Genomic DNA, 22,536 nt, shown 5'->3' with positions numbered 1-22,536 from the left:
CGCGTTCCTCATTCTCGTCACGAGAGGACGCGGAAGATATGTCGAAGCGGATTCAGGCCAAGCACAAGCTCGACCGCCGCATGGGCCAGAACATCTGGGGCCGCCCGAAGAGCCCCGTCAACCGCCGCGAGTACGGCCCGGGCCAGCACGGCCAGCGCCGCAAGGGCAAGATGAGCGACTTCGGCACGCAGCTGCGCGCCAAGCAGAAGCTCAAGGGCTATTACGGCAACATCACCGAGAAGCAGTTCCGCCGCTACTACGCCGAGGCGATCCGCCTGCGCGGCGATTCCGGCGAGAACCTCGTCGGCCTGCTCGAGCGCCGCCTCGACGCCGTGGTCTACCGGGCGAAGTTCGTCGCGACCCCGTTCGCCGCGCGCCAGTTCGTCAACCACGGCCACGTCAAGGTGAACGGCGTGCGCGTCAACATCCCGAGCTATCAGGTGAAGGCCGGCGACCTCATCGAGGTCAAGGAGTCCTCCCGCCAGCTCGAGATCGTCATCGTGGCGACCCAGCTCTCCGAGCGTGACGTGCCGGACTACATCGAGGCCGACCACGCCAAGATGACCGCCCGCGTCACCCGCATCCCCAGCCTGTCCGAGGTGCCCTACCCGGTGCAGATGGAGCCGAACCTCGTCATCGAGTTCTACTCCCGCTGATCCCGTCGCCCCGGCGACCGAGGAGGGGCTGCCCGTTCGGGCGGCCCCTTCGCGTTTCCGGACCCTCGTCCCGGACGAGGGCCTCCGGCGTCCGGGACGACCGCCCGGGCCTCAGCAGCCCTGGCAGATCGAGCCCATCGTGTGGCGCATCTTGCTGTCCCAGGCCTTCGAGCGGGCCTCGGCGGCCTTCTGAGCCTTGATCATCTCGGCCTGGTTCACGGGCTGCGGCAATCCGGTGGCTGCGGTGCCGCCCGGGGGTTTGGTCTGGCCGGTGGCCGTGGTCCGGCGGCCGCTGACCTGGGAACCCGCCGTGGCCGGGGACGCGGCAGAGCCCGGATTGGTGCCCGGATTCATGCCCGGAGCCGGGCCCTGGGCCAGCGCCGGCGCCGGCGCCGCCCCGAGGAAGAGGCCGAGAAGCAGCGCGGGACGAAGAATTGCCATGGACCTGATCTCCCCGGCGGAGGATCCCGTGCAGGCCCCGCCTCATCTGAGGCCGATCCTACCCGATCGCTCCGTTAAAATCATGCCGTCGGCAGGCCTGCGATGAGCGTTGGATCGCCGCCGCTGAATCGCCGGGACGCCGTCGCCGCGGCGCTGGCCCGGCTTGCCCCGCGCCTCCCGGATTTCGAGGCGGAGGCCGCCCTCGACCGGGCGCTGGCCAGCCCGGGCCTGCGCCGGGCCGCCCCGGAGACCGCGGCACGCCTCGCCCTCATCACGTACGCACGCCACGTCTTCACCGATTACGACGACCTCCTGGCCGACGGATACGACCGGGACAGCGCCCGGCACTTCGTCCTCGACGATCTCAACGCCGCGCTGGCCGCCTGGGGGGCCGCGCCGATCCCCGAGGACGAGGCCGGCGAGCCTGAGGCCGATCCGCGCTGAGGCGGTCGCGCGGGACCCCGCCATGCTGTAGGAGACCTGCCCGAGGCCGCCCGACGCGACCTGTTCCGGTGCGGCTTATGGAGCGAGGCAGCAGACCATGAAGATCAGCGCGCGCAACGTTCTCAAGGGCACGGTCCTCTCCGTGGACAAGGGGGCGACCACCTCCCACGTGAAGATCGAGATCAGCCCCGGCCAAGTGGTCACCGCTTCGATCACCAACGAGGCCGTCGAATCCCTCAAGCTCGTCGCCGGCGGTCCCGCCTACGCGGTGATCAAGGCTTCCGACGTCATGGTCGCCGTCGACTGAGGGCGTCCTCGCGCCATCCCCTCATCCCGAGGCCTGCCCTGCGCTCCGGCACCGCAGGAGGCGGATGGGACGGACGGCTGAGACCATGCTCCGCTTTCGCGCCGTGACCGCCGGCGGATAGGATGCGGTCCGGATCGGAGGAGTTCAACCCGTGCAGAAGACCGTGCTCGGCATCGAGACCACCTGCGATGAGACCGCCGCCGCCGTGGTGTCGGTCGACGAGGATGGTGTCGGCCAGATCCGCGCCAACGAGGTCCTGAGCCAGATCGCCGAGCACGCGGCCTATGGCGGCGTCGTGCCGGAGATCGCCGCCCGCGCCCACGTGGAGGTGCTCGACCGGCTGATCGCCCGTGCCCTCGACCGGGCCGGGACCGGCTTCCGGGACCTCGACGGCATCGCGGTGGCCGCCGGCCCCGGGCTGATCGGCGGCGTGCTGGTCGGCCTCGTCACCGCCAAGACCCTGGCGCTCGTGACCCGCAAGCCCCTGCTCGCCGTCAACCATCTGGAAGCCCACGCGCTCACGGCGCGGCTCACCGACGGCGTCGCCTTCCCGTACCTGCTGCTCCTGGTCTCGGGCGGCCACACCCAGCTCGTCGCCGTGCGCGGCGTCGGCGACTACGTGCGGCTCGGCTCGACCGTCGACGACGCCATCGGCGAGGCTTTCGACAAGGTCGCCAAGCTCCTCGGCCTCGGCTATCCCGGTGGTCCCGCGGTCGAGCGCATGGCCGAGGCCGGCGATCCCGAGCGCTTCGCCCTGCCCCGGCCGATGCTCGGCCGCCGCGAGGCCGACTTCTCCCTCTCGGGCCTCAAGACCGCCGTGCGGATCGAGGCCGAGCGCATCGCCCCGCTGGCCGAGCGCGACGTCGCCGATCTCTGCGCGAGCTTCCAGGCCGCCGTGGTCGACGTGGTGGTGGACCGCGCCCGGGTCGCCCTGCGCGCCTTCTCGGACGTGGCCGGACGGCCCACCGCCCTGGTGGCGGCGGGGGGCGTGGCGGCCAACGGTGCCATCCGGCGGGCGCTGGCCGCCCTGGCCGGCGAGGCGGGCCTGAGCTTCGTGGCGCCGCCCCTGCCGCTCTGCGGCGACAACGGCGCGATGATCGCCTGGGCCGGGCTGGAGCGCCTGCGCCTCGGGCTGGTGGACGACCTCACGGCCCCGGCGCGGCCCCGCTGGCCGCTGGCGGCCCGGGCGGCGGTGCCGGCCGGATGAACCCGGCGGACCGGCGCACGCATTGGCGGGATCTGGTGGAGCGCCGCCTGCCCGAAGCCGTCCGTCCGGACTGGCCGGTGCGGCTCGACCATTGCTTCGCCCGTATCCTCCTGGACAATGCCTGCGGCGGCCCCTGGCGCGACCATACCCGCCCGCCCGCCTATGCCACCATGCCGCTCGGTCAGCTCGAGATCGCGATCGCGCTGGGCGAGGCGGTGCTCGCCGGCCGTGCGGACCTCGCGCTCCTGAACCGCCGCTCCCTGGCCTGGCGCGGCAAGATCGCCGCCGCCCCGGTGCCGGAGGCCCTCCGGGACGGCGACCTGACCCTCCGCCGCTGGCGGCCGGAGGATACGGCGCCCTTCGCGGCGCTCAACGCCGATCCGGCGGTGATGGCTCATTTCCCGCGGCCCCGGACCGAGGCGGAGAGCGCCGCCGAGGCCGGCCTCTGCGACCGCCGCTTCGTGGCGGACGGGTTCGGCCCCTGGGCCCTGGAGCATGCGGGCCGGTTCATCGGCTTCGCCGGCCCGATGCGGATCCTGCGACCCCTGCCCTTCCCGGGGGGCGACCGGCCCGGAACGACGGTCGAACTGGCTTGGCGCCTCGCACGCGAGGCCTGGGGCCACGGCTTCGCCACCCGGGCTGCGCGGCTCGCCCTCGCCGATCTCGCCGGGCGCTGCAGGATCCGGAGCGTCGTGGCCTTCACGGCGGTCGGCAACGACCGCTCCCGGGCCGTGATGGAGCGCCTCGGCCTGAGGCCGGCCGGGACATTCCCGCATCCGGCGGTGCCGGAGGGGCCGCTGCGCGCGCACGTGCTCTACCGGCTGGACTGCGCGGACAGGGAGGAAGCGGCATGAGCGCGGAGACCCCGATCAACGTCGTCGGCGGCGGGGCCTGGGGCACGGCGCTGGCCAACGCCGCCGCCGGGGCCGGCCATCCCGTCACCCTCTGGCTGCGCGATGCGCAGGCCGCGGCCGCCCTCCAGGCCCAGCGGGAGAATCCGCGCTACCTGCCGGGCGTGCCGCTGCATCCCGCGATCCGCGCGACGGCCGATGCCGACGCCCTCGCGGGCGCCCGGGCGACGCTCGTGGTCGTGCCCGCCCAGACCATGCGCGGCGTGCTGGAAACCCTGCGCGGTCCCCTGGCCAGCGCCGGGCCGGTGATCCTCTGCGCCAAGGGAATCGAGCGCGGCAGCGACAGTTTCATGAGCGCGGTGGCCGAGCAGGTCCTGCCCCCCGGTGTGCCCGTGGCGGTCCTGTCCGGCCCGAGCTTCGCAGCCGACGTCGCCCGCGGCCTGCCCACCGCCGTGACCCTGGCGGCGGCCGATGCCGGCCTCGCCGCCGGCTTGAGCGCCCTGCTGTCCGGGCCGAGCTTCCGCCTCTACCACACCGACGACGTGCGGGGCGTCGAGATCGGCGGCGCCGGCAAGAACGTGCTGGCCATCGCCTGCGGGATCGTGGTGGGGCGCGGCCTCGGTGAGAGCGCCCGGGCGGCGCTGATCGCCCGGGCATTCGCCGAACTGATGCGCTTCGCCCGCGCCTTCGGCGGGCGGCCCGAGACGCTGATGGGGCTCTCGGGGCTCGGTGACCTCGTGCTCACCGCCTCCTCGCCGCAATCGCGCAACTTCGCCTTCGGCCAGCGGCTCGGCGCCGGCGCCAGCCCGGCCGAGGCCGCGGGCGGCAAGCTCGCCGAGGGGGCCTTCACCGCCGCGGCCCTCGCGGGCCTCGCCGCCGCGAAGGGTCTCGAGATGCCGGTGGCGGAAGCCGTCGCCGCCATCGTGGCCGGCTCGGCCAGCGTCGACGACGTGATCGCCGGCCTGCTGGCCCGGCCGCTGCGCGGGGAGACCGACTGAGGGCGCCCTCCCCGGGGCGTCCTCCCCGGGGCGGAGGCCGCCGACGCGCCCGGCGCCCGGACCCGGGACCGCGCATCCGGGTTTCTGGCGGGCGCTGGGGGCAGGCCCTGCGTGATCCGTCACGGCTCCGCCCCGATCCGCCGCCCAGGGGCTCGGCCCTCTGGGCGCGTGGCTGTCGACGACGGGGCCGGGGGCGCTGCGCGGAGCGCCTCCCCGGATCGCGGATCGGACCCGCGACAGCGTCGGCAGCCCGACCGCGGGGCCGCCATCGACCACCTCCGCCGGGATGAGCCGGCGCCGGGGCCGCCCCTCTTCGAGGTGAGGCGACCGGCCCGATGCGCCTCAGGCCACGGCGGCCGCCCGGTCCGGCGCCGCGCCGTGGGTGTGGGTGGAAAAGCGCGCGATCGGCTCGGGTCGGCCCAGCAGATAACCCTGGGCGAGGGTGCAGTTCTCCTGCGCCAGGAAGGACAGCTCCTCGGCGGTCTCCACGCCCTCCGCCACCACGGCGAGCCCCAGACCCCGACCCAGCCCCAGCACGGAGCGCACGATCGCGGCCCCCTGCGGGTTGCTGTGGACCGCCTTGATGAACGAGCCGTCGATCTTGATCCGGTCGAACGGGAAGGCGCGCAGGTTCGACAGCGAGGAATAGCCGGTGCCGAAATCGTCCATGGCGATCTGCACGCCGAGCGCCTTGAGCTGGCGCAGGGTGAGGAGCGCCCGGGCCGGATCCCGGATCAGCGCGGTCTCGGTGATCTCGATCTCGAGGCGCTCCGCCTTCAGGCTAGCTTCGAACAGGGTCCCGTGGACGAACTGGACGAAGTGCGGGTTGTGGAGCTGCACCGCCGAGACGTTGACGGCGATCGCCAGAGGGTTCGGCCAGCTGGCCGCCGCCCGGCAGGCCTCCCGCAGCACCCAGGCCCCGATCTCCAGGATCGCCCCGGTCTCCTCGGCGATCGGCACGAACACGGCCGGGGGGATGCTGCCCCGGGTGGGGTGGCGCCAGCGCAGCAGCGCCTCGAAGCCCGTCACCACGCCGGTGCCGATCTCGCTCTGCGGCTGATAGACGAGCTCCAGCTCCCCCCGGGTCACCGCGTGGCGCAGGTCGTGCTCCAGCTGCCGCCGGTCGCGGATCTGCGCACCCATGCTGGCGTCGTAGCGCCGAAAGGTGCCGCGCCCCTCGTTCTTGGCCCGGTACAGGGCGGCGTCGGCGTGGCTCAGGAGCGCACGCTGGTCCGCGGCGTCGTCGGGATAGACCGCGATGCCGATGCTGGTGGCGATCACCGGGCCGGAGGCGGCCGGCACCGCGGCCAGGGTGGACAGGATCCGCTCGGCCAGCCGCTCGGCGGACCCCTCCGCCTGCGGCGTCAGGATGGCGAACTCGTCGCCGCCCAGCCGGGCCATCAGCTGTTTCGCGTCGAGGAGGCCGCCGGCCCGGAGGGCGAGATCGCGCAGCATCGCGTCGCCGGCTGCGTGTCCGAACAGGTCGTTGACCTCCTTGAAGCGGTCGAGGTCCAGGCACAACACGGCGAGGCGGCCGCCCTGGGCGTCCGCGGCGCGGATCTCCCGCTCCAGCCGCGCGTGGAAGCTCGTGCGGTTGGCCAGCCCCGTGAGCGCGTCGTGGTGGGCGAGGTAATGGATCTCGCTCTCGGCCCGGCGCCGGGCGCGCAGGTCGCGCACCGCCACGGCGTGGTGCGGCAGGCGCCCGTACTCGGCGACGGGACGCATGATCACCTCCACGGGGATCGTGCCGCCGCTCGCCGGGACGAGGTCGGCCTCGAGGGGCTGGTCGACCGTTCCGGCCCCGGTGGCGACGCCCGGCAGGTACAGGGCCAGGTTCGTGCCCACGAGGTTGGAGGCCCCGGTGCCGGCGAGCCGGGCGAAGGCCTCGTTGGCGCTGACGATCTCGCCGCCGCGGCAGACGACGAGACCCTCCACCGCCGCGTTGGCGAGGCTGCGCAGCCGCTCACGCTCGAACTCGGCACGCTTGCGGTCCCGCAGGTCGAGCACCAGGGCAGCCCCGGCGAGCAGCAGGATCAGGAAGCTCGCCGCCGCCACCGCGGCGGCGAGCCAGGCGGTGCGGATGGCGCTCGCGTGGATCTCCACGGTGGGGTCCGGCAGGATGGTCACGGCGGCCATGCCGGTGAAATGATGGCCGCAGATCGCCAGGATCAGCAGCGCGCCGCCGCCGAACCGGCCCCGGACCGTGGTGGCCGACAGCCCGACCACCAGGGCGGCGGCGCCGAACGCCGCTGCGAGCCCGACCGAGATCACGACCGGGACGGGATTCCACACAAGGTGTCCCGGCACCTGAAAGGCGGCCATGCCGGTATAGTGCATCACCGCGATGCCGCACCCCACCACGGCGCCGCCGAGCGCCGCCTGGATCCTCCGGCCGGTCGTGGCCAGGGCGAAGCCGAGCCCGGTGATCGCCACGGCATCGACGTAGGAGAGGAGGGTCAGCCCGACGCCGTACCCCGACGGCAGCCCGGGCTCGAAGGCGAGCATCGCCAGGAAATGCGTCGCCCAGATCCCCGACCCGCCGGCGGCGGCGGCCACGGTGAGCCAGATGTAGCGGTTGCGGCCGCCGGCCCGGCCGGCATGGATGAGGAGTTCCAGCGCCGTCGCACTCGCCAGCGTGCAGACGAGTGCCGCCAGGACCACCAGCCAGAAGTTGTGCTCTCCGGCGAAGCAGCCGACCAGTGACAGCATGTATGCAACCGGAGATTATTAAGAGATGCTCTTATGCCACGTTTGGCATCCAGAATTTAATATTCAGCCAACAGCATCCCTCGATAAGCGAGATTTTACTGATCTTTAACGACGTCTCATGCGCCGGCCCTCGGTGCGCCGAGCGCGCCGAGCGCGCCGGGCGCGGCGCTGGCCTGTTCCCGGAGGCCGAAGCTGGGCTATGGCGGGGCATGCCGCCCGGCCGGGCGGTCCGCGGGACCTTCAGCGATGGCGTACTGGCTGTTCAAATCCGAGCCCGCGACCTGGTCGTGGGACCAGCAGGTCGCGGCCGGTGAGGCCGGCACGTACTGGAACGGCGTGCGCAACCACCTCGCCAAGAAGCAGCTGATGGCCATGCAGGTCGGCGAGCAAGGCTTCTTCTACCACTCGAACGAGGGCAAGGCGGTGGTCGGCATCGTGGCGGTGATCCGCCCCTACTATCCCGATCACACGGACGAGACCGGCCGCTTCGGCATGGTCGACGTCAAGGCCGTGCGGGCGCTGCCCCGCCCTGTGACGCTCGAGGCGATCAAGGCCGATCCGGCCCTGGCCGACATGGTGCTGGTCAACAATTCCCGCCTGTCGGTGCAGCCGGTGACCGAAGCCGAATGGGCCCGGATCCGTGTGCTCGGCGGCCTCGACTGAGCGGGGCGGCCCGACAGGCGCGGGTCACGCCGCGCGGTTGAGGGGACTGCGCGCGGGGGCCACCACCTCCGGCTCGACCTCGACGGCCGGCAGCGTGTCCATGACCCGGGAGGCTGGCAGCGTCACCACCACCTCGGTGCCCTCGCGCGGCTTGGAGGACAGCTGGAACTGCCCGCCATGCAGTTCCACCAGGCCCTTCACGATCGGCAGGCCCAGCCCAGAGCCCTGCTCGGCGGTCTTGATCGCCAGGGAGCCGCGCCCGAACGAGGACAGGACCGTGCCCAGTTCGTCTTCCGGGATGCCCGGGCCGCTGTCCTTCACCGAGACGTATTGGCCGCCCGACGCGGTCCAGCCGACCTTCAGCCAGATCTCGCCGCCCGGCGGCGTGAACTTCACGGCGTTCGACAGGAGGTTCAGCACGATCTGGCGGAGCGCCCGCTCGTCCGCCCAGAGCCGCGGCAGCGAGCCGTCCACGAGATCGTGGAACGTCTGGTTCTTGGCCTTGGCCCGCAGGCCCATCATGTGGCGGCACTCCTCCACCACGTGGGCGAGCTGCACCGGCTCCTCGTTGAGTTCGTAGCGCCCCGCCTCGATCCGCGACAGGTCGAGGATCTCGTTGATCAGGTTCAGGAGATGCATCCCGCTGTCGTGGATGTCGTGCGAGTATTCCCGATAGGACGGCGCCGTGTGGGTGCCGAACACCTCGTTCTTCATCACTTCCGAGAAGCCCAGGATGGCGTTGAGCGGCGTCCGCAGCTCGTGGCTCATGGTGGCGAGGAAGCGCGACTTGGCGAGGTTGGCCTCTTCGGCCCGGCGGCGGGCCTCGTCGGAATTGGCCTTGGCCTGTTCCAGCTCGCCGAACACCGCGTCCTTCTCGGCCCGGGAGCGCAGGGCGCCCACCGTCGAGGTGTAGAGGCGGCGGGAGAGGCCGAGGAAGAAGACCTGCGCGCCGCCGGCCATCACCACCAGCATCAGCAGGTCCATCCCGCGGGAGAAGGCGGCGAGGGACACGGTGGCGAGCGCCAGCGGCACCAGGGCGGCGATGGCGGCCAGCGGCACCGTCGCGGCCAGCATGGTGGTGACGGCGGAGGCGATGACGAGGCCGAACAGCGCGAAGGTCCAGCCGCCGGTGGTGCCGAGCCCGATCATCGCGGACCACGACAGGCTCTGCAGCACCTCGCCGATCAGGAAGCGCCTGCGCCAGCGGGCGAGCGGGATCGTCGCCGGGTCGGCGCGGAGGAAGCGCCGGCTCAAGGTGGTGTTGAGCGTGATCATCAGGAACACGCCGAGCGCCCAGGCCGCCGCCACCGGCGGCGCGATCCAGAAGGTCGCCGCCGTGGCGAGCGCCGCCGCGAATCCCACCAGCGGGATGCCCGCGCCGGCCCGGTACTGGGCGTAGTGGCGCAGCAGCTCGTAGTCGAAGGCCCGCTCCAGGCCGGTTTGCGAGGTCAGCTTCTCGCGGGCCGAGCGGATTTCCCGGGCGACCCCGAGGCGGCGCGCCGCCTCCTCCGTCGAGGGGCCGCGACCGCGCTGGACCATCTCGACGGTGAGATCGGGCATGCGCGTCTTGAAACTCGGCTCGATTCCGCGGACGGGCGGCGGTGGCTGGGAAGCACGCCGTAAAGATGAGGCGGATGTGTTAAGAAGCGGCTGCCGGCATCCCTTCAATCTTAAGCATCGGGGGCTGTATCGAGGCTGTGCCGCCGCCGGATTGAAGTGCGGTGCCGCACATCGTGTCCGGGCATGGGCTCGCTATTTAAAGGTGCGTGCTCGCTTACCCGTGCGAGGCCGCACGCCGTGATCCGGGCTGCCCGGATGCCCGCGTCGAGAAAGGGTCGCCGACCATGCCGAATCTCACCGTCAACGGTGTCACGCACGCGGTCGACGCCGACCCCGACATGCCCCTGCTCTGGGTGCTGCGCGACCGGCTCGACGCCACCGGCACCAAGTACGGCTGCGGCATCGCGCAGTGTGGCGCCTGCACGGTCCATCTCGACGGGCAGCCGGTCCGGTCCTGCCAGACGCGGCTTGGCGATGTCGGCACCGCGCAGGTGACGACCATCGAGGGCGTGTCGGGCCGCGTGGCCGAGGCCGTCCAGGCGGCGTGGCGCAAGCTCGACGTGGTCCAGTGCGGCTACTGCCAGTCCGGCCAGATCATGTCGGCGATCGGCCTGCTCTCGGGCAACGCCAAGCCCAGCGACGCCGACATCGACGGCGCCATGGACGGCAACATCTGCCGCTGCGGCACCTACCAGCGCATCCGCGCGGCGATTCACGAAGCCGCGCGCAGCCTCGCCTGATCGGCCTGACGCCTCACCTTCCCCGCGGTCCCGACCGGAGCCTCGCCGCCATGCTGAACGCCCGTCGACCGAATCCCCTGCCCGCCCGTCCCAGCCGCCGCGGCCTGCTCGCCGGCGCCGGCGCCCTCGTGGTCGCGTTCCGGCTCGACCCGAAATCCGCCCGCGCGGCATCCGGCCCGAACCTCGCCGACGTCAAGGCGCAGCCCAACGCCTTCGTGCGGATCGGCGCCGACGACACCGTCACGGTGGTGATCAAGCACCTCGACATGGGCCAGGGGAACACGACCGGCCTCGCCACCATCCTGGCCGACGAGCTCGGCGCCGACTGGTCCAAGGTCCGCACCGAATTCGCCCCCGCGGATGCGACGCTCTACAACAACAGCCTGATGGGCCCGATCCAGGGCACCGGCGGCTCCACCGCGGTGGCCAATTCCTGGTTCCAGCTGCGCAAGGCGGGCGCGGCCGCCCGCGAGATGCTGATGGCCGAAGCCGCCTTCCGCTGGAAGGTGCCGGTTTCGGAGATCACGGTCGCCGACAACATCGTGCGCCACGCGCCCTCCGGCCGGCAGGCCCGGTTCGGGGAACTCGCCGCCTCGGCCGCCTCCCTGCCGGTCCCCTCCGAGCCGCGGCTCAAGGATTCGAGCGAGTGGCGGCTGATCGGCCAGACGATCCCGCGCCTCGATTCCGTGGCCAAGACCAACGGCACGGCGATCTACTCGCTGGACATCCGCCGCCCCAACCAGGTCACCGCGGTCGTGGCCCGGGCACCGCGTTTCGGCGCCACCGTGAAGAGCTTCGATGCCGCCGCCGCCCGCAAGGTCGCCGGCGTCCTCGACGTGGTGCAGGTGCCCACCGGCGTGGCGGTGATCGCCCGCGACACGTGGTCGGCCATGAAGGGCCGCGAGGCGCTTACCGTCGCCTGGGACGACAGCACCGCCGAGACCCGCTCGTCCGACGCGATCCTCGCGGAGTACCGTGAGCGGGCCAAGGGCCCCGGCCTCACGGCCTCCGAGCGCGGCGACCCGCAGGCGGCGCTGAGAGGGGCCGCCAAGGTCGTCGAGGCCGAGTTCACCTTCCCCTACCTCGCCCATGCGGCGATGGAGCCCTTGAACGCCACGATCGAGCGGGCGGCCGACGGCGGCTACGACGTCTACGCGGGCTTCCAGTTCCAGACCGTCGAGCAGGCGACGATGGCGGCGATCCTCGGGGTGACGCCCGACCGGGTGCGCCTCCACAGCAACTGGGCCGGCGGCTCCTTCGGCCGCCGGGCGACCCCCACCGCCGACTACCTCGCCGAAGCCGCGACGGTTCTGAAGGCGTCGGGCGAGAAGGCCCCCGTGCACCTCGTCTGGACCCGCGAGGACGACATGGCCGGCGGCTATTACCGCCCGACCGTGCTGCACAAGGTCCGGGCCGGCATCGACGCCAAGGGCGCGGTGGTCGGCTGGGACCACGTCATGGTCGGCAAGTCGATCATGATCGGCTCGCCCTTCGAGGCGATGATCGTCAAGAACGGGATCGATTCCACCACCGTGGAGGGCGCCTCCGACACGCCCTACGCGCTGCCGGCCTACCGGTTCGGCGTCCATAACGGCCGCGAGGGCGTGCCGGTGCTCTGGTGGCGCTCGGTCGGCCACACCCACACGGCCCACGTGATGGAGGTGATGATCGACGAGCTGGCCCATGCCGCCAACGTCGATCCGGTGGCCTACCGGCTCTCCCTCCTGACCCAGGCGCCGCGGCTGTCCGGCGTGCTGAAGCTCGCCGCCGAGAAGGCCGGATGGAGCGCCAGGCCGCAGGATCCGGGCCGCGGCCTCGGGGTCGCGGTCCACGAATCCTTCGGCTCGTACGTCGCCATGGTCGCCGACGTCACCGCTCAGGAGAACGCGGTCCGGGTGAACCGGATCGTGGCGGCGGTGGATGTCGGCGTTCCGGTCAACCCGGACGTGATCCGCGCGCAGGTCGAGGGTGCGGTGGGCTTCGCCCTGTCGTCGGTGCTGCGCAACCGCATCACCCTCAAGGACGGGCAGGTGCAGGAGCACAATTTCGACGCCTACGCGCCGACCCGGATGAGCGAGATGCCGACGGTCGAGGTTCACATCGTGCCGAGCCAGGTGGCGCCCACCGGGATCGGCGAGCCGGGCGTGCCTGTGCTCGGGCCGTCGATCGCCAACGCGGTCTTCGCCGCCACCGGCCGGCGCCTGCGCTCCCTGCCTCTCGACCTCTCGGGCGTGAAGGGCGCGTGAGGAATCGCACGTTCCACCGGCCCGGTTCGGCGTAGGGAGGAGAGGCCTTCCCCCCAAGGCAAGAGACCCGACTGAAGACGGCGCGGCGCGACACCGCGCCGTTTCTTTTTTCTGCGCCGATGCGCCATCTCCGGGGCATGCCCGCCTTCGACGACACCGCCGCGCGCCTGCGCGCCTGCCGCCTCTGCCGGGACAGCCCGCTCTACGGTCCGCCCCTGCCCCAGGAGCCCCGGCCGATCGTGCAGGGCTCGGCCACGGCCCGCCTGTGCATCGCCAGCCAGGCGCCCGGCACGCGCGCCCACCGCACGGGCCAGCCGTTCACCGACCCGTCGGGCGTGCGGCTGCGGTCCTGGCTCGGCCTCGACGAAGCGCAGTTCTACGACGCGGCCCGGGTCGCCATCGTGCCGATGGGATCGTGCTTCCCCGGCCTAGACGCCAAGGGCGGCGACCGGCCGCCGCGCCGGGAATGCGCCGAGCGCTGGCGGGCGGAGCTGTTCTCCGGCCTGCCCGACCTCGAACTGATCCTGGTGATCGGCCAGTACGCGCAAGGCTGGCATCTCGGACGGATGGAGGGCGGGCTCACCGGCACGGTGCGCCGCTGGCGGGAGATCCTCGCCGAGCCCCGGCGCCCCCGGGTGCTCCCCCTGCCCCACCCGTCCTGGCGCAACAACGGCTGGCTGAAGCGCGAGCCCTGGTTCGAGGCGGAATTGCTGCCGGTGCTGCGGGCCGAGGTGGTGCGGGTGATGGCGGGGTGAGGCGGCGATGCCGGCATTGACCTCGCGGGCGTTCCGCGGAATCGCTGCCGCGACCCCGAAGGACGCCCCGATGACCGAGATTGCCGACCCCCGCGACCGCCTGATCGTGGCCCTCGACCTGCCGAGCGTGCAGGCGGCCGAGGCGCTGATCGACCGGATCGGCGACGCCGCGACCTTCTACAAGATCGGCTACCAGCTGGGTTACGCGGGCGGCCTCGCGCTGGCCGAGCGGCTGGCGGCCCGCGGCCTCAAGGTCTTCCTCGACCTGAAGCTCCACGACATCGGCAACACCGTCGAGGAGGGCGTGCGCTCGGCCTCGGGCTCCGGCGCCACCTTCCTCACCGTCCACGCCTACCCGCAGACCATGCGGGCGGCGGTCCGCGGCCGGGGCGCGGGGCTCAAGATCCTCGCCGTGACGGTGCTCACCTCCTACGACGATGCCGACGCCGCGGAGGCCGGCTACGGCCTGCCGGTGGCGGAGCTCGTCGCCAAGCGCGCCGCCCAGGCCGCCGAGATCGGCATCGACGGCCTCGTCTGCTCGGCTGCCGAGGCGGGCTCGGTCCGGCGCATCGTCGGCCCGGACCGGCTGATCGTCACTCCGGGCATCCGCCCGGCGGGCACCGAGGCCGGCGACCAGAAGCGGGTGATGACCCCCGGCGATGCCCGAAAGGTCGGGATCGACCATGTGGTGGTCGGGCGCCCGATCACCGGCGCCGCCGACCCCCGCGCGGTGGCGCAGGCGATCGTGACGGAACTCGCCTGAACCGGACCGGGATTGCCTTCGCGCCGATCGGATCCACTTCGCTCCGCAAGGCAGGAGACGCAGCATGACGAAGGGCTACTGGATCGCGCGGGTCGATGTCCGCGACGCGGAGGCCTACAAGGCGTACGTGGCGGCCAACGGTGCCGCCTTCGCCAAGTTCGGCGGTCGCTTCCTCGTGCGCGGCGGCGCCCACGAGGCGGTGATGGGGCCGGCCCGATCCCGCAACGTGGTGATCGAGTTCCCGAGCTATGCCGATGCCCTCGCCTGCTGGAACTCCGACCTCTACCAGGCGGCCAAGGCCAAGCAGCGCGGCGGCGTCGAGGCCGAGATCCTGGTGATCGAGGGCTATGACGGCCCGCAGCCGAGCGCCTCCGAGCCGGCGCCGGAGGCCGGTCCGGCTTCCGAGTAGATCGCAGCGAAGGGGCCACGCGGGGTCTCGCGCGGCCGAGCCGGGCACCGGACGGGGCTCTGGATTTCGGGGCCTGCGCGCAGTCGGGGAATGACGGAGGTGTCGTCCCCGGCCGCCATCGCATCCGGCGGCGCGGTGTCCGCGCTGGCGATCGCCACTGTCCCGGCGCGCCGCTTCGCCCCTGTGGGGCGGGGGGCGGAATGCCGACGTTGGACCGACCGTCAGAGCGGGACCATGGAGGCGGGTCCTCCGGGGCGGCCGCGATGCCGCCGGCGACGATCCCGGATCTCGTCCGGTCGCGCTACGACAGCGGCCTCCGCGGCGCGAGGCTTCGCAGCAGGAAGGCCGTCATCGCGGCCACGGGCGGCACCGGCTGAAGACTGGAGCTGCCCACCAGCAGCGGATGGGTGTAGCGGGCGATGGCGGCGTGGATGCAGGCGGCCGCCTCGACGGGATCGGCGGCCTCGAATTCGCCCCGGGCCACCCCCTCGCGGATGATCCGCTCGAACCCGGCGGTGATCCGGGCCACGTGATGACGGCAGACGTCCCAGCTCTCCACCATCGCCGCCTCGATCATCTCGTGCAGGCGGGGAAACGTCTCGCAGCGGCGGGTGCAGTCGCGATGCAGGGTCTCGATCGCCGCCACGAGGCGCGCGGTGGCGTCGAGGCCCGGCCGGTCGGCGATCTCCGAGATCACCGCCTCGCTCTCGCCGATCAGCCGCTCCAGCACCGCCTCGTTGATCGCCTTCTTCGACTCGAAGAACCGGTAGACGTTGGCCGGACTCATCTTGAGCGTCCGGGCGATGTCGGCCACGGTCGTCTTCTGATAGCCGATCTCGCGGAAATACGTGCCCGCCGTCGCCAGGATGCGGCTCCGCGTGTCGGGCGCGCACTCCTCTGCGATCGCGTGGGGCGTTTCGTCCAGGGACATGCGTCCTCACTAGGCCATGCGGCCGTGGGGCGTCAAAGACGCGAACCCGGATCGGGTTCCCCTGCGGCCGGTGCGCGCGCCCGGAACCCGCCCCGGCGACACCCATTGCCCCCGCATCCGGCCGCCATGGCGGTGCCAGCGAGAGAGTCCCGATGAGCTTCACCGACACCCGTGCCCTGGTCACCGGGGCCGATTCCGGCATCGGGCAGGCGACGGCGGAACTGCTCGCCCGGGCAGGCGCCGACGTTGCGATCACCTATCACAGCGACGCGGACGGCATCCGCGAGACCGCCGCGCGGGTCGAGGCCGCGGGCCGCCGGGCCCTGGTGCTCCAGCTCGATGTCGGCGATCCGGCGGCCGTCACGGCGGCCTTCGACCGTATCGGCAGCGAGCTCGGCACCCTCGACATCCTCGTGGCCAATGCCGGACAGGCCATGAGCGGGATACCGGTCGCCGAGATGGACGACGCGGTCCTGGAGCGGATCCTGCGGGTGAACCTCATGGGACCGCTGTTCTGTGCGCGCCCCTTCATCAAGATGCGCCGAGCGCAGGGCGGGAACGGCAAGATCGTGTTCGTCTCCTCCGTGGCCCAGCACCTGCCCACCCCCGAGAGCGCGCCCTACGGGATGTCGAAGGCGGGGCTCGGCTCCCTCTGCCGCTCCCTGTCGCGGGAACTCGCCGAGGACCGGATCAACGTCAACAATGTCGCCCCGGGCCTGATCGAGACGCCGATGACCGCGGACCGGTTCGAGCGGTCGGAGGTTCTGGACCAGTCCCTGGAGCGGATCCCGTGGCATCGGGCCGGCCAGCCGGAGGAGATCGCTCAAGCGATCCTGTATCTGGCCTCGGATGCCGCGGCCTATGTCACCGGCCACACTCTGGTGGTCGATGGCGGCTTGACGATGCAGTGGGGTGGCGCCTGAACGACGAAGCGCGGCGCTGGGCTCAAGGTCCGGCGCCGCGTCGAGACATTTTTGACCGGCGCCGGGGCTGCCGGTGGTGCCACCAAGCCCTCGGGCAGGCCCTCAGGACCCGAATTGCGAGCCCAGCCGCTCGAGGTACTCGGCCAGGTCGACGCCCCCGACACGCTTGCCGTAGTCGAAGCGCATCCCCTGGCGGATGTCGACGCTGGCATCCCGGGTGGTCAGGGTGAAGGGACGGACGCAGACCCAGGCCCCGTCGCGGCGGTGCTCGAAGTAGCCGAGGATCTCGTGCTTGGCCATAACCTTTCCTCCGGGACCGTGTTCAGGATCATAACGGTCGCGCAGGCCGCTGGTTCGCGCGGCGCGACTGTTTTTCGCGTGCGGCGGCGCACGGATCGAGTGTTCGAGAGCCGGGATGGTCGCGGACGGCTCGCGCAGATCTCGCCTGAGCTTGGCTATTACGGTGCGAATGTTCGGCCCTGTCCGGAGGGCGGCGGGCCGGGTCAGTGCCAGAGATCGAGGATCTCGGCGGTCGTCATGGTCTCGACCTGGTGGCCGTAACGCATCCGGTACATCAGCAGGAGGGCGTCGTGCGCCGCGTCGCAGGAGCTGCACAGGGCGTCGGTGGCCAGCACGATCCGGTAGCCGAGATCGACGCCGCCGAGCACGGCGGCCAGCACGCAGACATCCGTCTCGGCGCCGGTGACGATCAGCGTATCGACAGCGCGCGCCCGCAGGCGCGCGTCGAGGCCGGTCTCGAGCCAGGGCGAATAGACGGTCTTGTCGACGACCTCCGCGGGCGGGACCAGCCGGGCGAGATCCGGGACGAGGTCGATCATGCCGGCGTCGAGGCGCTCCCGGGTCATGGCGGCCCAACGCTGCGAGTAGGTCGCCCAGGTGCCGCGGCCCTCGCCCGGCCGGGCGGCCGGGATGAAGCGGGTGAAGATGGTCCGCTCCGGATGCGCCGCCGCGAGGCGGCACACCTGCGGCAGGACGCGGTTCATCCACGGGGTCTGCCAGTCGGTGGGCTCGGCGAACATGCGCTGCATGTCGATGCAGAGATGGACGCAACCCGTCCCCAGGGCCCCTCCGGAGGCTTTCCCCTCCGGCCGGGGAGCGTTCGTCGATCGACCGCTTCCAGTGTCCATGTGCGCGCAATCAGGCCGGGTCGGCGTTGGTGTGAGGGTCGTCGGACGCGGCCGTCCCCGCCCCGCTTCGGGCGGGGCGGCGCGACGTCAGCGATCGGCCTTGGCGCCGGACACCGTCAGGGAGAGGTAGCGCTCCGTGATCGGACGGATCAGCTTGCGCACCGCATCCGCCATGGCCTGCTCCTCCTTGAGCGACTGCTCGAAGGCGCTCCGGTGTCCCTGCTGTCCGGCGGCGTCGCTGATCGTGAGCAGCGACTCGTAGGCGGCGATCTCGAAATTCTCGAAGGCGTGGTTGGCGTAGGTGTTCTTCAGGATCTCGTCCTGGGCCGGGGTGTGACCGAGCGCCATCATGTTCCCGACGAAGCCCAGGAAGCCCTCCTTGAGGGCCGAGGGGCTGTCGCCCAGGCTCTGGAGCGCCTCCTCCAGGCGCTGGCGCTGCCCGTGCGTCTCCTCGATGTGGCGGCGCAGGGCCTGTTCCATCTCGGGGTAGCGCTCCAGGCGCTCGACCTGCCGCTCCATGATCTGCAGCGCCTGCATCTCCACCGCATGGGTATTCTTCAGGGCCGTGACGTAGATCTCGCGGACGTCCATGGTCATGGCGTTTGCCTCGTAGCAGTTGCGAGCCTGATGGCTCGTTCAACCAGCAAACACAGGCGCCGCGCGGCCAAGTTCCGGTCGGAAGGTCGCAGGAGGAGGCGCCGATCGAGCCTGTCCTGCGCCGTGCCGGGATCCGGACCAGCGCGGTTCCGGATCGACCGCCTCCGGCGCGCCCCTCCGGGGCCGGGCGCGCCCTCGACGCCCCGGACTGACGGCGCGGGTCAACCGGCCGGCGGCGTCGATGGGGAGACGCGGCTCCGGCGCCACGGTCGTCGCCCTGGCCGCCGCCTCGACGGGAACGGGGGGCCAATCAATGCAGGGCGTCGCCGCGCTCGGTGCGCTGGCGGTCCGCGAGGCGCCGGCCGATCTCGATCAGCAGCGTCTCGGTCAGCGCCACCAGGGCGGTGTCGCGGAGCTGCGAGACCGTGTCGTGCAGCGAGAGGCACAGGTCGGCGGTCCGGCTGAGGGCGTCGTCGATCGTGGCCCCGTCGCGCTTCGCGAAGGCTGTGCCGGCGGACTTGCTGTCCGAGATCTCGACGATCACCCCCCGGCCGGTGGACGGACGGCCGTCCTGATCGAGGTAGAAATGCCCGCGGGTGAACAGCCACCGCAGCCGGCCTTCCGGGGAGCAGACGCGGTACTCGGCCGTGTAGGAGCCGCCCGTGCGGACGCAATCCAGGATGACCTGCGAGATATGCGGCTGGTCGTCCGGATGGACGGCCTCCAGGAGCTCGGCGAGGCTGACGCCGGCCCGCGACCGGGCCGGGCTGATGTTGAACAGCAGGGCGCTCACCGGATCGGCCCGCGCCTCGTCCCGGAGAATGTCCCACATCCAGAAGCCGACGCCGCCCGAGGCTTCGAGAGCCGCGACCAGAGCCGCCTCGGACACATCCTCGTCCGTTTGGGCCATCCGTGGCATCCCCGAGCGCATCGCCAAAACGGCCGCTGCCGCGCGCCCTCTCCGATCGTACACACTCCGTATTCCGTTGGGATCTGCAAGCGACACAATTAAGTGCGCATGTTGAGGGCGCAATATTGACCTGCGGCATTCCCTCCCCGCCGCCGCATCGGCGCCTCGTCCGGGATCGTGGGCTCGGGTCGGTCGCCTCTCAAGCCCTGCCCTTCCAGGGGACCAGCACGCGCTCCAGGCACCGCATCCCGAACTCGAACAGGCCCGCGAACAGGCCGATCACCAGGATGCCCATCAGCACCACGTCGGTGCGCAGGAAGTTGGACGCGTTGAGGACGAGCTGGCCGAGGCCGGCCTGGGCCGCCACCATCTCGGCGGCCACCAGGGTGGTCCAGCCGACGCCCATGCCGATCCGCAGGCCGATCAGGATCTCCGGCAGGGCTGCCGGGACGACCACGTGGCGCAGGACCTGCCAGGGGTTCGCTCCCAGGGCGCGCGCCGCGTTGATCTGGTCGACCGAGGCGGAGCGCACCCCCGCGCGCGCGGCGAGCGCCACCGGGGCGAGGCAGGCGAGGAAGATCAGCAGCACCTTCGACAGCTCGCCGATCCCGAACCAGATGATCATCAGCGGCAGGTAGGCGAGCGGCGGCAGCGGCCGGTAGAACTCGATCGGCGGGTCGAGGATGCCCCGGGCGATCCGGCTCGTGCCCATGGCGAGCCCGACGGGGATCCCGACCAGGGTAGCGAGCCCGAAGGCGCCGAGGACGCGCAGGAGGCTGTCGCGGATGTGGATCCCGAGCGGGGCGCCGTCGATCGCCCCGTGCCAGGCCTGCCCGAAGGCCGACAGGACCGCCTCCGGCGGCGGCAGGAACAGCGGCTTCACCCAGCCGGCGCCCGTGGCGACCACCCAGAGGCCGAGGGCCGCGAGCACGGTTGCGACGCTGACCGCCGGCACCGGGATCCCGCCGCGGCGACGGGGTCCGGGGCGCGCCGGCGGATCCGCCGCGGAGCCCGAGGCCGCGTCCCGCGCCGTGCGGGGCGGCCCGCTCATCGGACGGCCTCGGGCCGGGCGCCGGCACCGTGGCGGATGCGCTCGAGGACGCGCTCCCGCACGGCGATGAAGGCGGGATCCGACTTCACGGCCCGCGTATCGCGGCCGCCGACCGCCGCCCGGGAGAAGGGCAGGTCCAGCGTCTCGACGATGCGGCCGGGCCTCGGGCTCATGATCACCAGCCGGGTCGCGAGGAACACCGCCTCTTCGACGTCGTGGGTGATGAAGAAGGCCATCTTGCCGGTCCGGTGCCAGATCCGGAGGATCAGCTCCTGGATCTGCTCGCGGGTGAGGGCGTCCAGCGCGCCCAGCGGCTCGTCCATCAGCAGGACACGCGGGTCTCCGGCCAGTGCCCGGGCGAGGCCGACCCGCTGCTGCATGCCGCCCGAGAGCTCGTAGACCTTCCGATCGGCGCAGTCGGGCAGGCCCACGAGGTCGAGCATCGCGCGGGCGATCCGCTGCCGCTCCGCCCGGGGCACGCCCCGCATCTTGGGGCCGAAGGCCACGTTCTCGGCCACGTCCAGCCAGGGCATCAGCGCGTGGCGCTGGAACACCACGCCCCGCTCGGCCCCCGGGCCCCGGATCGGGGCCCCGTCGAGGAGGATCTGACCCTCGGTGGGCGGGAGGAAGCCCGCGATCGCCGAGAGCAGGGTGGTCTTGCCGCAGCCCGAGGCGCCGAGCGCCACCACGAACTCCCCGGGGCCGATGGTCAGGTCGATCCGCGACAGGGCGGCGACCGCGCCGGCACCCTGTCCGTAGCGGACGCTCAGGTTGCGGATCTCGATCATCGGCCCTCCGGTCCGGGGACAGGCCCTTTCCGGGCCGCGTCCACGACGTCCGTCGTGACGAACCGGCCGTAATCCGGCGCCAGCGCCTGGACGCGCCCCTGCGCCTTCAGGAACGCGGCGGTCTCGGTCAGGGCCTTGGCGGCGGCACCGCCGAGCCAGGCCGGGGAGGCCTGCGCCTCGAGGGTCGGGAACCGGTAGGCCGCGAGACTCGCCGGCACCTGCGCCGGCGCCGAGCCGGTGATCCGGGCCACCGCCGCCACCTCGGGCGCGTCGGCATTCCAGGGCTTGGCGGCATAAGCCGCGTCCTGGGCGGCGATCAGCTTGACGAGCGTCACCAGGAAATCCCGGTTCGCGGCCGCCCAGGCGCGGTCGACCACGAGGCCGTCGAAGGTCGCCTTGCCCCGGCGGGCGAGGTCGCCGGCCGAGACCACCACCGTGCCGGATGGCTTCACCCGGGCGAGCACCGGATCCCAGATGAAGGTCGCGTCGATGTCGCCCCGCTCCCAGGCGGCGGCGATCTCGGGCGGGCGCATGTTGAGGATCCTGACATCCGCTTGGCCGAGCCCGGCCTCCGCCAGGGCGGCGATCAGCTGGTAATGCGCCGTCGACACGAACGGCACGGCGATCGTCTTGCCGCGCAGGTCGGCCACGCGCGTCACGCCGCTGCCGGCGCGGGCCACGAGCTGCTCGGCGTCGGCGATCTCGTCGAGGATCCAGAACAGCTGGATATCGAGACCCTGCGACGCGGCGGCCGCGATCGGGCTCGATCCCGCCTCGCCGATCTGGACGCTGCCCGAGGCCATGGCGCGGATCACGTCGCCGCCGCCGCCGAACTTGCGCCAGTGCACGGTGTAGCCGGTCGCCTTTTCGAGGGCGCCCGAGGCCATCAGCGCCCGGAACGGCACCACCATGTCCTGGTGGGCGAAGGTGACCTCCTTGTCGGCCGCGCAGGCGGGGCCCGGCGCCGGGAGGCCGAGAACCAGCGTTGCCAGCGCCGCCACTGCAACCGACCGGCGGAGCATACCCTCTCGAGCCATGACCTGTTCTTCCTCCTCGCAGCCGAATCGAACGTGCGCCGGCCAGCCGCCCGGAGGGTCCGACACGCTTTGCTTCGGAGGCAAGAGACCTGCCCGTTGGACAGGGAAGCCGGCCGGACATGGCGCGTCCTCCTTCCCCGTGACGGCGCCCGACCCGCTCAGGCCGCGTGCGGCATCACGATCCTCCGGGGAGGCCTGGGCCGGGGGCGTACCCGGCGGCGGGCTGACGTCGCCGCCGCCCAGCCCGATGGAGTTCGGGACCGCGCGTTACGGCGCCTTCGCACAGGTCTCGTACCGGCTGGCCGATTTCGGCTTCGGCGAAACGGTCGCCCCGGCGGCCCTCATCCACACGGACTGATCCCGCACGCGGCGATCGTCCGGCACGGCCACGCACCGCGTCAG

24 protein-coding genes are annotated in these 22,536 nt (G+C 72.3%); 13 read left to right on the top strand and 11 right to left on the bottom strand.

Translation table 11 applies throughout. From position 1 onward, the window contains the following. Positions 1 to 38: 38 nt before the first annotated feature. Positions 39 to 656 (top strand): 30S ribosomal protein S4, encoded by a 618-nt coding sequence (gene rpsD, locus A3862_RS22570; RefSeq protein ID WP_010686187.1) that lies wholly within the window; start codon positions 39 to 41, stop codon positions 654 to 656. Between the two features lie 111 nt (positions 657 to 767). Here the strand turns inward: rpsD and A3862_RS22565 are convergent, their stop codons facing one another. Continuing rightward, on the bottom strand, positions 768 to 1,097 hold the full coding sequence (locus A3862_RS22565) for a hypothetical protein (RefSeq protein ID WP_111474006.1): 330 nt from the start codon (positions 1,095 to 1,097) through the stop codon (positions 768 to 770). A 102-nt stretch (positions 1,098 to 1,199) separates the two neighbouring features. Here A3862_RS22565 and A3862_RS22560 point away from each other — a divergent pair, with 102 nt between their 5' ends. From A3862_RS22560 to A3862_RS22540, 5 genes are all read left to right on the top strand, one after another. Further along, on the top strand, positions 1,200 to 1,541 hold the full coding sequence (locus A3862_RS22560) for a DUF2293 domain-containing protein (protein ID WP_043379540.1): 342 nt from the start codon (positions 1,200 to 1,202) through the stop codon (positions 1,539 to 1,541). Positions 1,542 to 1,638: 97 nt separating this feature from the next. Then, complete coding sequence (locus A3862_RS22555; RefSeq protein ID WP_043350594.1) at positions 1,639 to 1,848, top strand: TOBE domain-containing protein; 210 nt, start codon at positions 1,639 to 1,641, stop codon at positions 1,846 to 1,848. Positions 1,849 to 1,999: 151 nt separating this feature from the next. After that, positions 2,000 to 3,055: a tRNA (adenosine(37)-N6)-threonylcarbamoyltransferase complex transferase subunit TsaD gene (gene tsaD, locus A3862_RS22550; RefSeq protein WP_043350596.1), complete on the top strand. Its 1,056-nt coding sequence runs from the start codon at positions 2,000 to 2,002 to the stop codon at positions 3,053 to 3,055. Continuing rightward, positions 3,052 to 3,909 (top strand): GNAT family N-acetyltransferase, encoded by an 858-nt coding sequence (locus A3862_RS22545; RefSeq protein ID WP_043756909.1) that lies wholly within the window; start codon positions 3,052 to 3,054, stop codon positions 3,907 to 3,909. Before tsaD ends, A3862_RS22545 begins: the two co-directional genes overlap by 4 nt. After that, positions 3,906 to 4,904 (top strand): NAD(P)H-dependent glycerol-3-phosphate dehydrogenase, encoded by a 999-nt coding sequence (locus tag A3862_RS22540; RefSeq protein ID WP_043350600.1) that lies wholly within the window; start codon positions 3,906 to 3,908, stop codon positions 4,902 to 4,904. The genes A3862_RS22545 and A3862_RS22540 overlap by 4 nt, the downstream gene beginning before the upstream one ends. 342 nt (positions 4,905 to 5,246) lie before the next feature. On the opposite strand, the gene A3862_RS22535 is transcribed toward A3862_RS22540, so the two are convergent. Beyond that, positions 5,247 to 7,613, bottom strand: coding sequence for a bifunctional diguanylate cyclase/phosphodiesterase (locus A3862_RS22535; protein ID WP_043756910.1), 2,367 nt, complete (start codon positions 7,611 to 7,613; stop codon positions 5,247 to 5,249). A 246-nt stretch (positions 7,614 to 7,859) separates the two neighbouring features. On the opposite strand from A3862_RS22535, the gene A3862_RS22530 reads away from it, so the two are divergent. Beyond that, on the top strand, positions 7,860 to 8,276 hold the full coding sequence (locus tag A3862_RS22530; RefSeq protein WP_043379533.1) for an EVE domain-containing protein: 417 nt from the start codon (positions 7,860 to 7,862) through the stop codon (positions 8,274 to 8,276). 24 nt (positions 8,277 to 8,300) lie between these two features. On the opposite strand, the gene A3862_RS22525 is transcribed toward A3862_RS22530, so the two are convergent. After that, positions 8,301 to 9,836: a sensor histidine kinase gene (locus A3862_RS22525; protein ID WP_043346075.1), complete on the bottom strand. Its 1,536-nt coding sequence runs from the start codon at positions 9,834 to 9,836 to the stop codon at positions 8,301 to 8,303. A gap of 284 nt (positions 9,837 to 10,120) precedes the next feature. On the opposite strand from A3862_RS22525, the gene A3862_RS22520 reads away from it, so the two are divergent. From A3862_RS22520 to A3862_RS22500, 5 genes are all read left to right on the top strand, one after another. Then, positions 10,121 to 10,576, top strand: coding sequence for a (2Fe-2S)-binding protein (locus tag A3862_RS22520; RefSeq protein WP_043346072.1), 456 nt, complete (start codon positions 10,121 to 10,123; stop codon positions 10,574 to 10,576). Positions 10,577 to 10,626: 50 nt separating this feature from the next. After that, a complete protein-coding gene (locus tag A3862_RS22515; RefSeq protein WP_052083599.1) occupies positions 10,627 to 12,822 on the top strand; it encodes a xanthine dehydrogenase family protein molybdopterin-binding subunit in 2,196 nt (731 codons plus the stop codon). Positions 12,823 to 12,959: 137 nt separating this feature from the next. Then, complete coding sequence (locus A3862_RS22510) at positions 12,960 to 13,577, top strand: uracil-DNA glycosylase family protein (protein ID WP_043756914.1); 618 nt, start codon at positions 12,960 to 12,962, stop codon at positions 13,575 to 13,577. Positions 13,578 to 13,647: 70 nt separating this feature from the next. Continuing rightward, the gene (gene pyrF / locus A3862_RS22505; protein WP_043379783.1) at positions 13,648 to 14,340 is read left to right on the top strand and encodes an orotidine-5'-phosphate decarboxylase; all 693 of its coding nucleotides are present in this window, start codon (positions 13,648 to 13,650) and stop codon (positions 14,338 to 14,340) included. Positions 14,341 to 14,404: 64 nt separating this feature from the next. Beyond that, on the top strand, positions 14,405 to 14,749 hold the full coding sequence (locus tag A3862_RS22500) for a DUF1330 domain-containing protein (RefSeq protein ID WP_043346068.1): 345 nt from the start codon (positions 14,405 to 14,407) through the stop codon (positions 14,747 to 14,749). A gap of 301 nt (positions 14,750 to 15,050) precedes the next feature. On the opposite strand, the gene A3862_RS22495 is transcribed toward A3862_RS22500, so the two are convergent. Then, positions 15,051 to 15,680 (bottom strand): TetR/AcrR family transcriptional regulator, encoded by a 630-nt coding sequence (locus tag A3862_RS22495; RefSeq protein WP_043379529.1) that lies wholly within the window; start codon positions 15,678 to 15,680, stop codon positions 15,051 to 15,053. A 152-nt stretch (positions 15,681 to 15,832) separates the two neighbouring features. On the opposite strand from A3862_RS22495, the gene A3862_RS22490 reads away from it, so the two are divergent. Continuing rightward, the gene (locus A3862_RS22490; protein WP_043756918.1) at positions 15,833 to 16,603 is read left to right on the top strand and encodes an SDR family NAD(P)-dependent oxidoreductase; all 771 of its coding nucleotides are present in this window, start codon (positions 15,833 to 15,835) and stop codon (positions 16,601 to 16,603) included. 102 nt (positions 16,604 to 16,705) lie between these two features. Here the strand turns inward: A3862_RS22490 and A3862_RS22485 are convergent, their stop codons facing one another. The 7 genes from A3862_RS22485 to tauA all read right to left on the bottom strand — a co-directional run bounded on the left by A3862_RS22485 (position 16,706) and on the right by tauA (position 22,134). After that, entirely contained in the window at positions 16,706 to 16,903 is a 198-nt protein-coding gene (locus A3862_RS22485; RefSeq protein ID WP_012318739.1) for a hypothetical protein, read from the bottom strand. 203 nt (positions 16,904 to 17,106) lie between these two features. Next, the gene (locus tag A3862_RS22480; RefSeq protein WP_043756924.1) at positions 17,107 to 17,652 is read right to left on the bottom strand and encodes a cysteine hydrolase family protein; all 546 of its coding nucleotides are present in this window, start codon (positions 17,650 to 17,652) and stop codon (positions 17,107 to 17,109) included. 186 nt (positions 17,653 to 17,838) lie between these two features. Beyond that, positions 17,839 to 18,348, bottom strand: coding sequence for a ferritin-like domain-containing protein (locus A3862_RS22475; RefSeq protein WP_043756927.1), 510 nt, complete (start codon positions 18,346 to 18,348; stop codon positions 17,839 to 17,841). Positions 18,349 to 18,658: 310 nt separating this feature from the next. Beyond that, on the bottom strand, positions 18,659 to 19,258 hold the full coding sequence (locus tag A3862_RS22470) for a PAS domain-containing protein (RefSeq protein WP_043379521.1): 600 nt from the start codon (positions 19,256 to 19,258) through the stop codon (positions 18,659 to 18,661). Between the two features lie 199 nt (positions 19,259 to 19,457). Then, entirely contained in the window at positions 19,458 to 20,309 is an 852-nt protein-coding gene (locus A3862_RS22465; RefSeq protein WP_111474005.1) for an ABC transporter permease subunit, read from the bottom strand. Further along, entirely contained in the window at positions 20,306 to 21,097 is a 792-nt protein-coding gene (locus tag A3862_RS22460) for a taurine ABC transporter ATP-binding protein (protein WP_043756933.1), read from the bottom strand. The genes A3862_RS22465 and A3862_RS22460 overlap by 4 nt, the downstream gene beginning before the upstream one ends. Next, entirely contained in the window at positions 21,094 to 22,134 is a 1,041-nt protein-coding gene (tauA, locus tag A3862_RS22455; RefSeq protein WP_043756937.1) for a taurine ABC transporter substrate-binding protein, read from the bottom strand. The genes A3862_RS22460 and tauA overlap by 4 nt, the downstream gene beginning before the upstream one ends. Between the last annotated feature and the right edge of the window lie 402 nt (positions 22,135 to 22,536).

This window comes from Methylobacterium sp. XJLW, assembly GCF_003254375.1.
Classification (GTDB): Bacteria; Pseudomonadota; Alphaproteobacteria; order Rhizobiales; family Beijerinckiaceae; genus Methylobacterium; species Methylobacterium fujisawaense.
The sequence above is the reverse complement of the archived record's forward strand: the minus strand, read 5'-3'. Positions and strand labels throughout refer to the sequence as shown.

Coding starts and splice junctions, on each gene's coding strand:
- rpsD (WP_010686187.1), top strand. CDS start 39: ATGTCGAAGCGGATTCAGGCCAAGCACAAGCTCGACCGCCGCATGGGC.
- A3862_RS22545 (WP_043756909.1), top strand. CDS start 3,052: ATGAACCCGGCGGACCGGCGCACGCATTGGCGGGATCTGGTGGAGCGC.
- A3862_RS22565 (WP_111474006.1), bottom strand. CDS start 1,097: ATGGCAATTCTTCGTCCCGCGCTGCTTCTCGGCCTCTTCCTCGGGGCG.
- A3862_RS22460 (WP_043756933.1), bottom strand. CDS start 21,097: ATGATCGAGATCCGCAACCTGAGCGTCCGCTACGGACAGGGTGCCGGC.
- A3862_RS22535 (WP_043756910.1), bottom strand. CDS start 7,613: ATGCTGTCACTGGTCGGCTGCTTCGCCGGAGAGCACAACTTCTGGCTG.
- A3862_RS22510 (WP_043756914.1), top strand. CDS start 12,960: ATGCCCGCCTTCGACGACACCGCCGCGCGCCTGCGCGCCTGCCGCCTC.
- A3862_RS22490 (WP_043756918.1), top strand. CDS start 15,833: ATGAGCTTCACCGACACCCGTGCCCTGGTCACCGGGGCCGATTCCGGC.
- A3862_RS22555 (WP_043350594.1), top strand. CDS start 1,639: ATGAAGATCAGCGCGCGCAACGTTCTCAAGGGCACGGTCCTCTCCGTG.
- A3862_RS22485 (WP_012318739.1), bottom strand. CDS start 16,903: ATGGCCAAGCACGAGATCCTCGGCTACTTCGAGCACCGCCGCGACGGG.
- A3862_RS22560 (WP_043379540.1), top strand. CDS start 1,200: ATGAGCGTTGGATCGCCGCCGCTGAATCGCCGGGACGCCGTCGCCGCG.
- A3862_RS22470 (WP_043379521.1), bottom strand. CDS start 19,258: ATGGCCCAAACGGACGAGGATGTGTCCGAGGCGGCTCTGGTCGCGGCT.
- A3862_RS22540 (WP_043350600.1), top strand. CDS start 3,906: ATGAGCGCGGAGACCCCGATCAACGTCGTCGGCGGCGGGGCCTGGGGC.
- A3862_RS22525 (WP_043346075.1), bottom strand. CDS start 9,836: ATGCCCGATCTCACCGTCGAGATGGTCCAGCGCGGTCGCGGCCCCTCG.
- A3862_RS22465 (WP_111474005.1), bottom strand. CDS start 20,309: ATGAGCGGGCCGCCCCGCACGGCGCGGGACGCGGCCTCGGGCTCCGCG.
- A3862_RS22515 (WP_052083599.1), top strand. CDS start 10,627: ATGCTGAACGCCCGTCGACCGAATCCCCTGCCCGCCCGTCCCAGCCGC.
- A3862_RS22475 (WP_043756927.1), bottom strand. CDS start 18,348: ATGACCATGGACGTCCGCGAGATCTACGTCACGGCCCTGAAGAATACC.
- pyrF (WP_043379783.1), top strand. CDS start 13,648: ATGACCGAGATTGCCGACCCCCGCGACCGCCTGATCGTGGCCCTCGAC.
- A3862_RS22530 (WP_043379533.1), top strand. CDS start 7,860: ATGGCGTACTGGCTGTTCAAATCCGAGCCCGCGACCTGGTCGTGGGAC.
- A3862_RS22520 (WP_043346072.1), top strand. CDS start 10,121: ATGCCGAATCTCACCGTCAACGGTGTCACGCACGCGGTCGACGCCGAC.
- A3862_RS22500 (WP_043346068.1), top strand. CDS start 14,405: ATGACGAAGGGCTACTGGATCGCGCGGGTCGATGTCCGCGACGCGGAG.
- tauA (WP_043756937.1), bottom strand. CDS start 22,134: ATGGCTCGAGAGGGTATGCTCCGCCGGTCGGTTGCAGTGGCGGCGCTG.
- A3862_RS22495 (WP_043379529.1), bottom strand. CDS start 15,680: ATGTCCCTGGACGAAACGCCCCACGCGATCGCAGAGGAGTGCGCGCCC.
- A3862_RS22480 (WP_043756924.1), bottom strand. CDS start 17,652: ATGCAGCGCATGTTCGCCGAGCCCACCGACTGGCAGACCCCGTGGATG.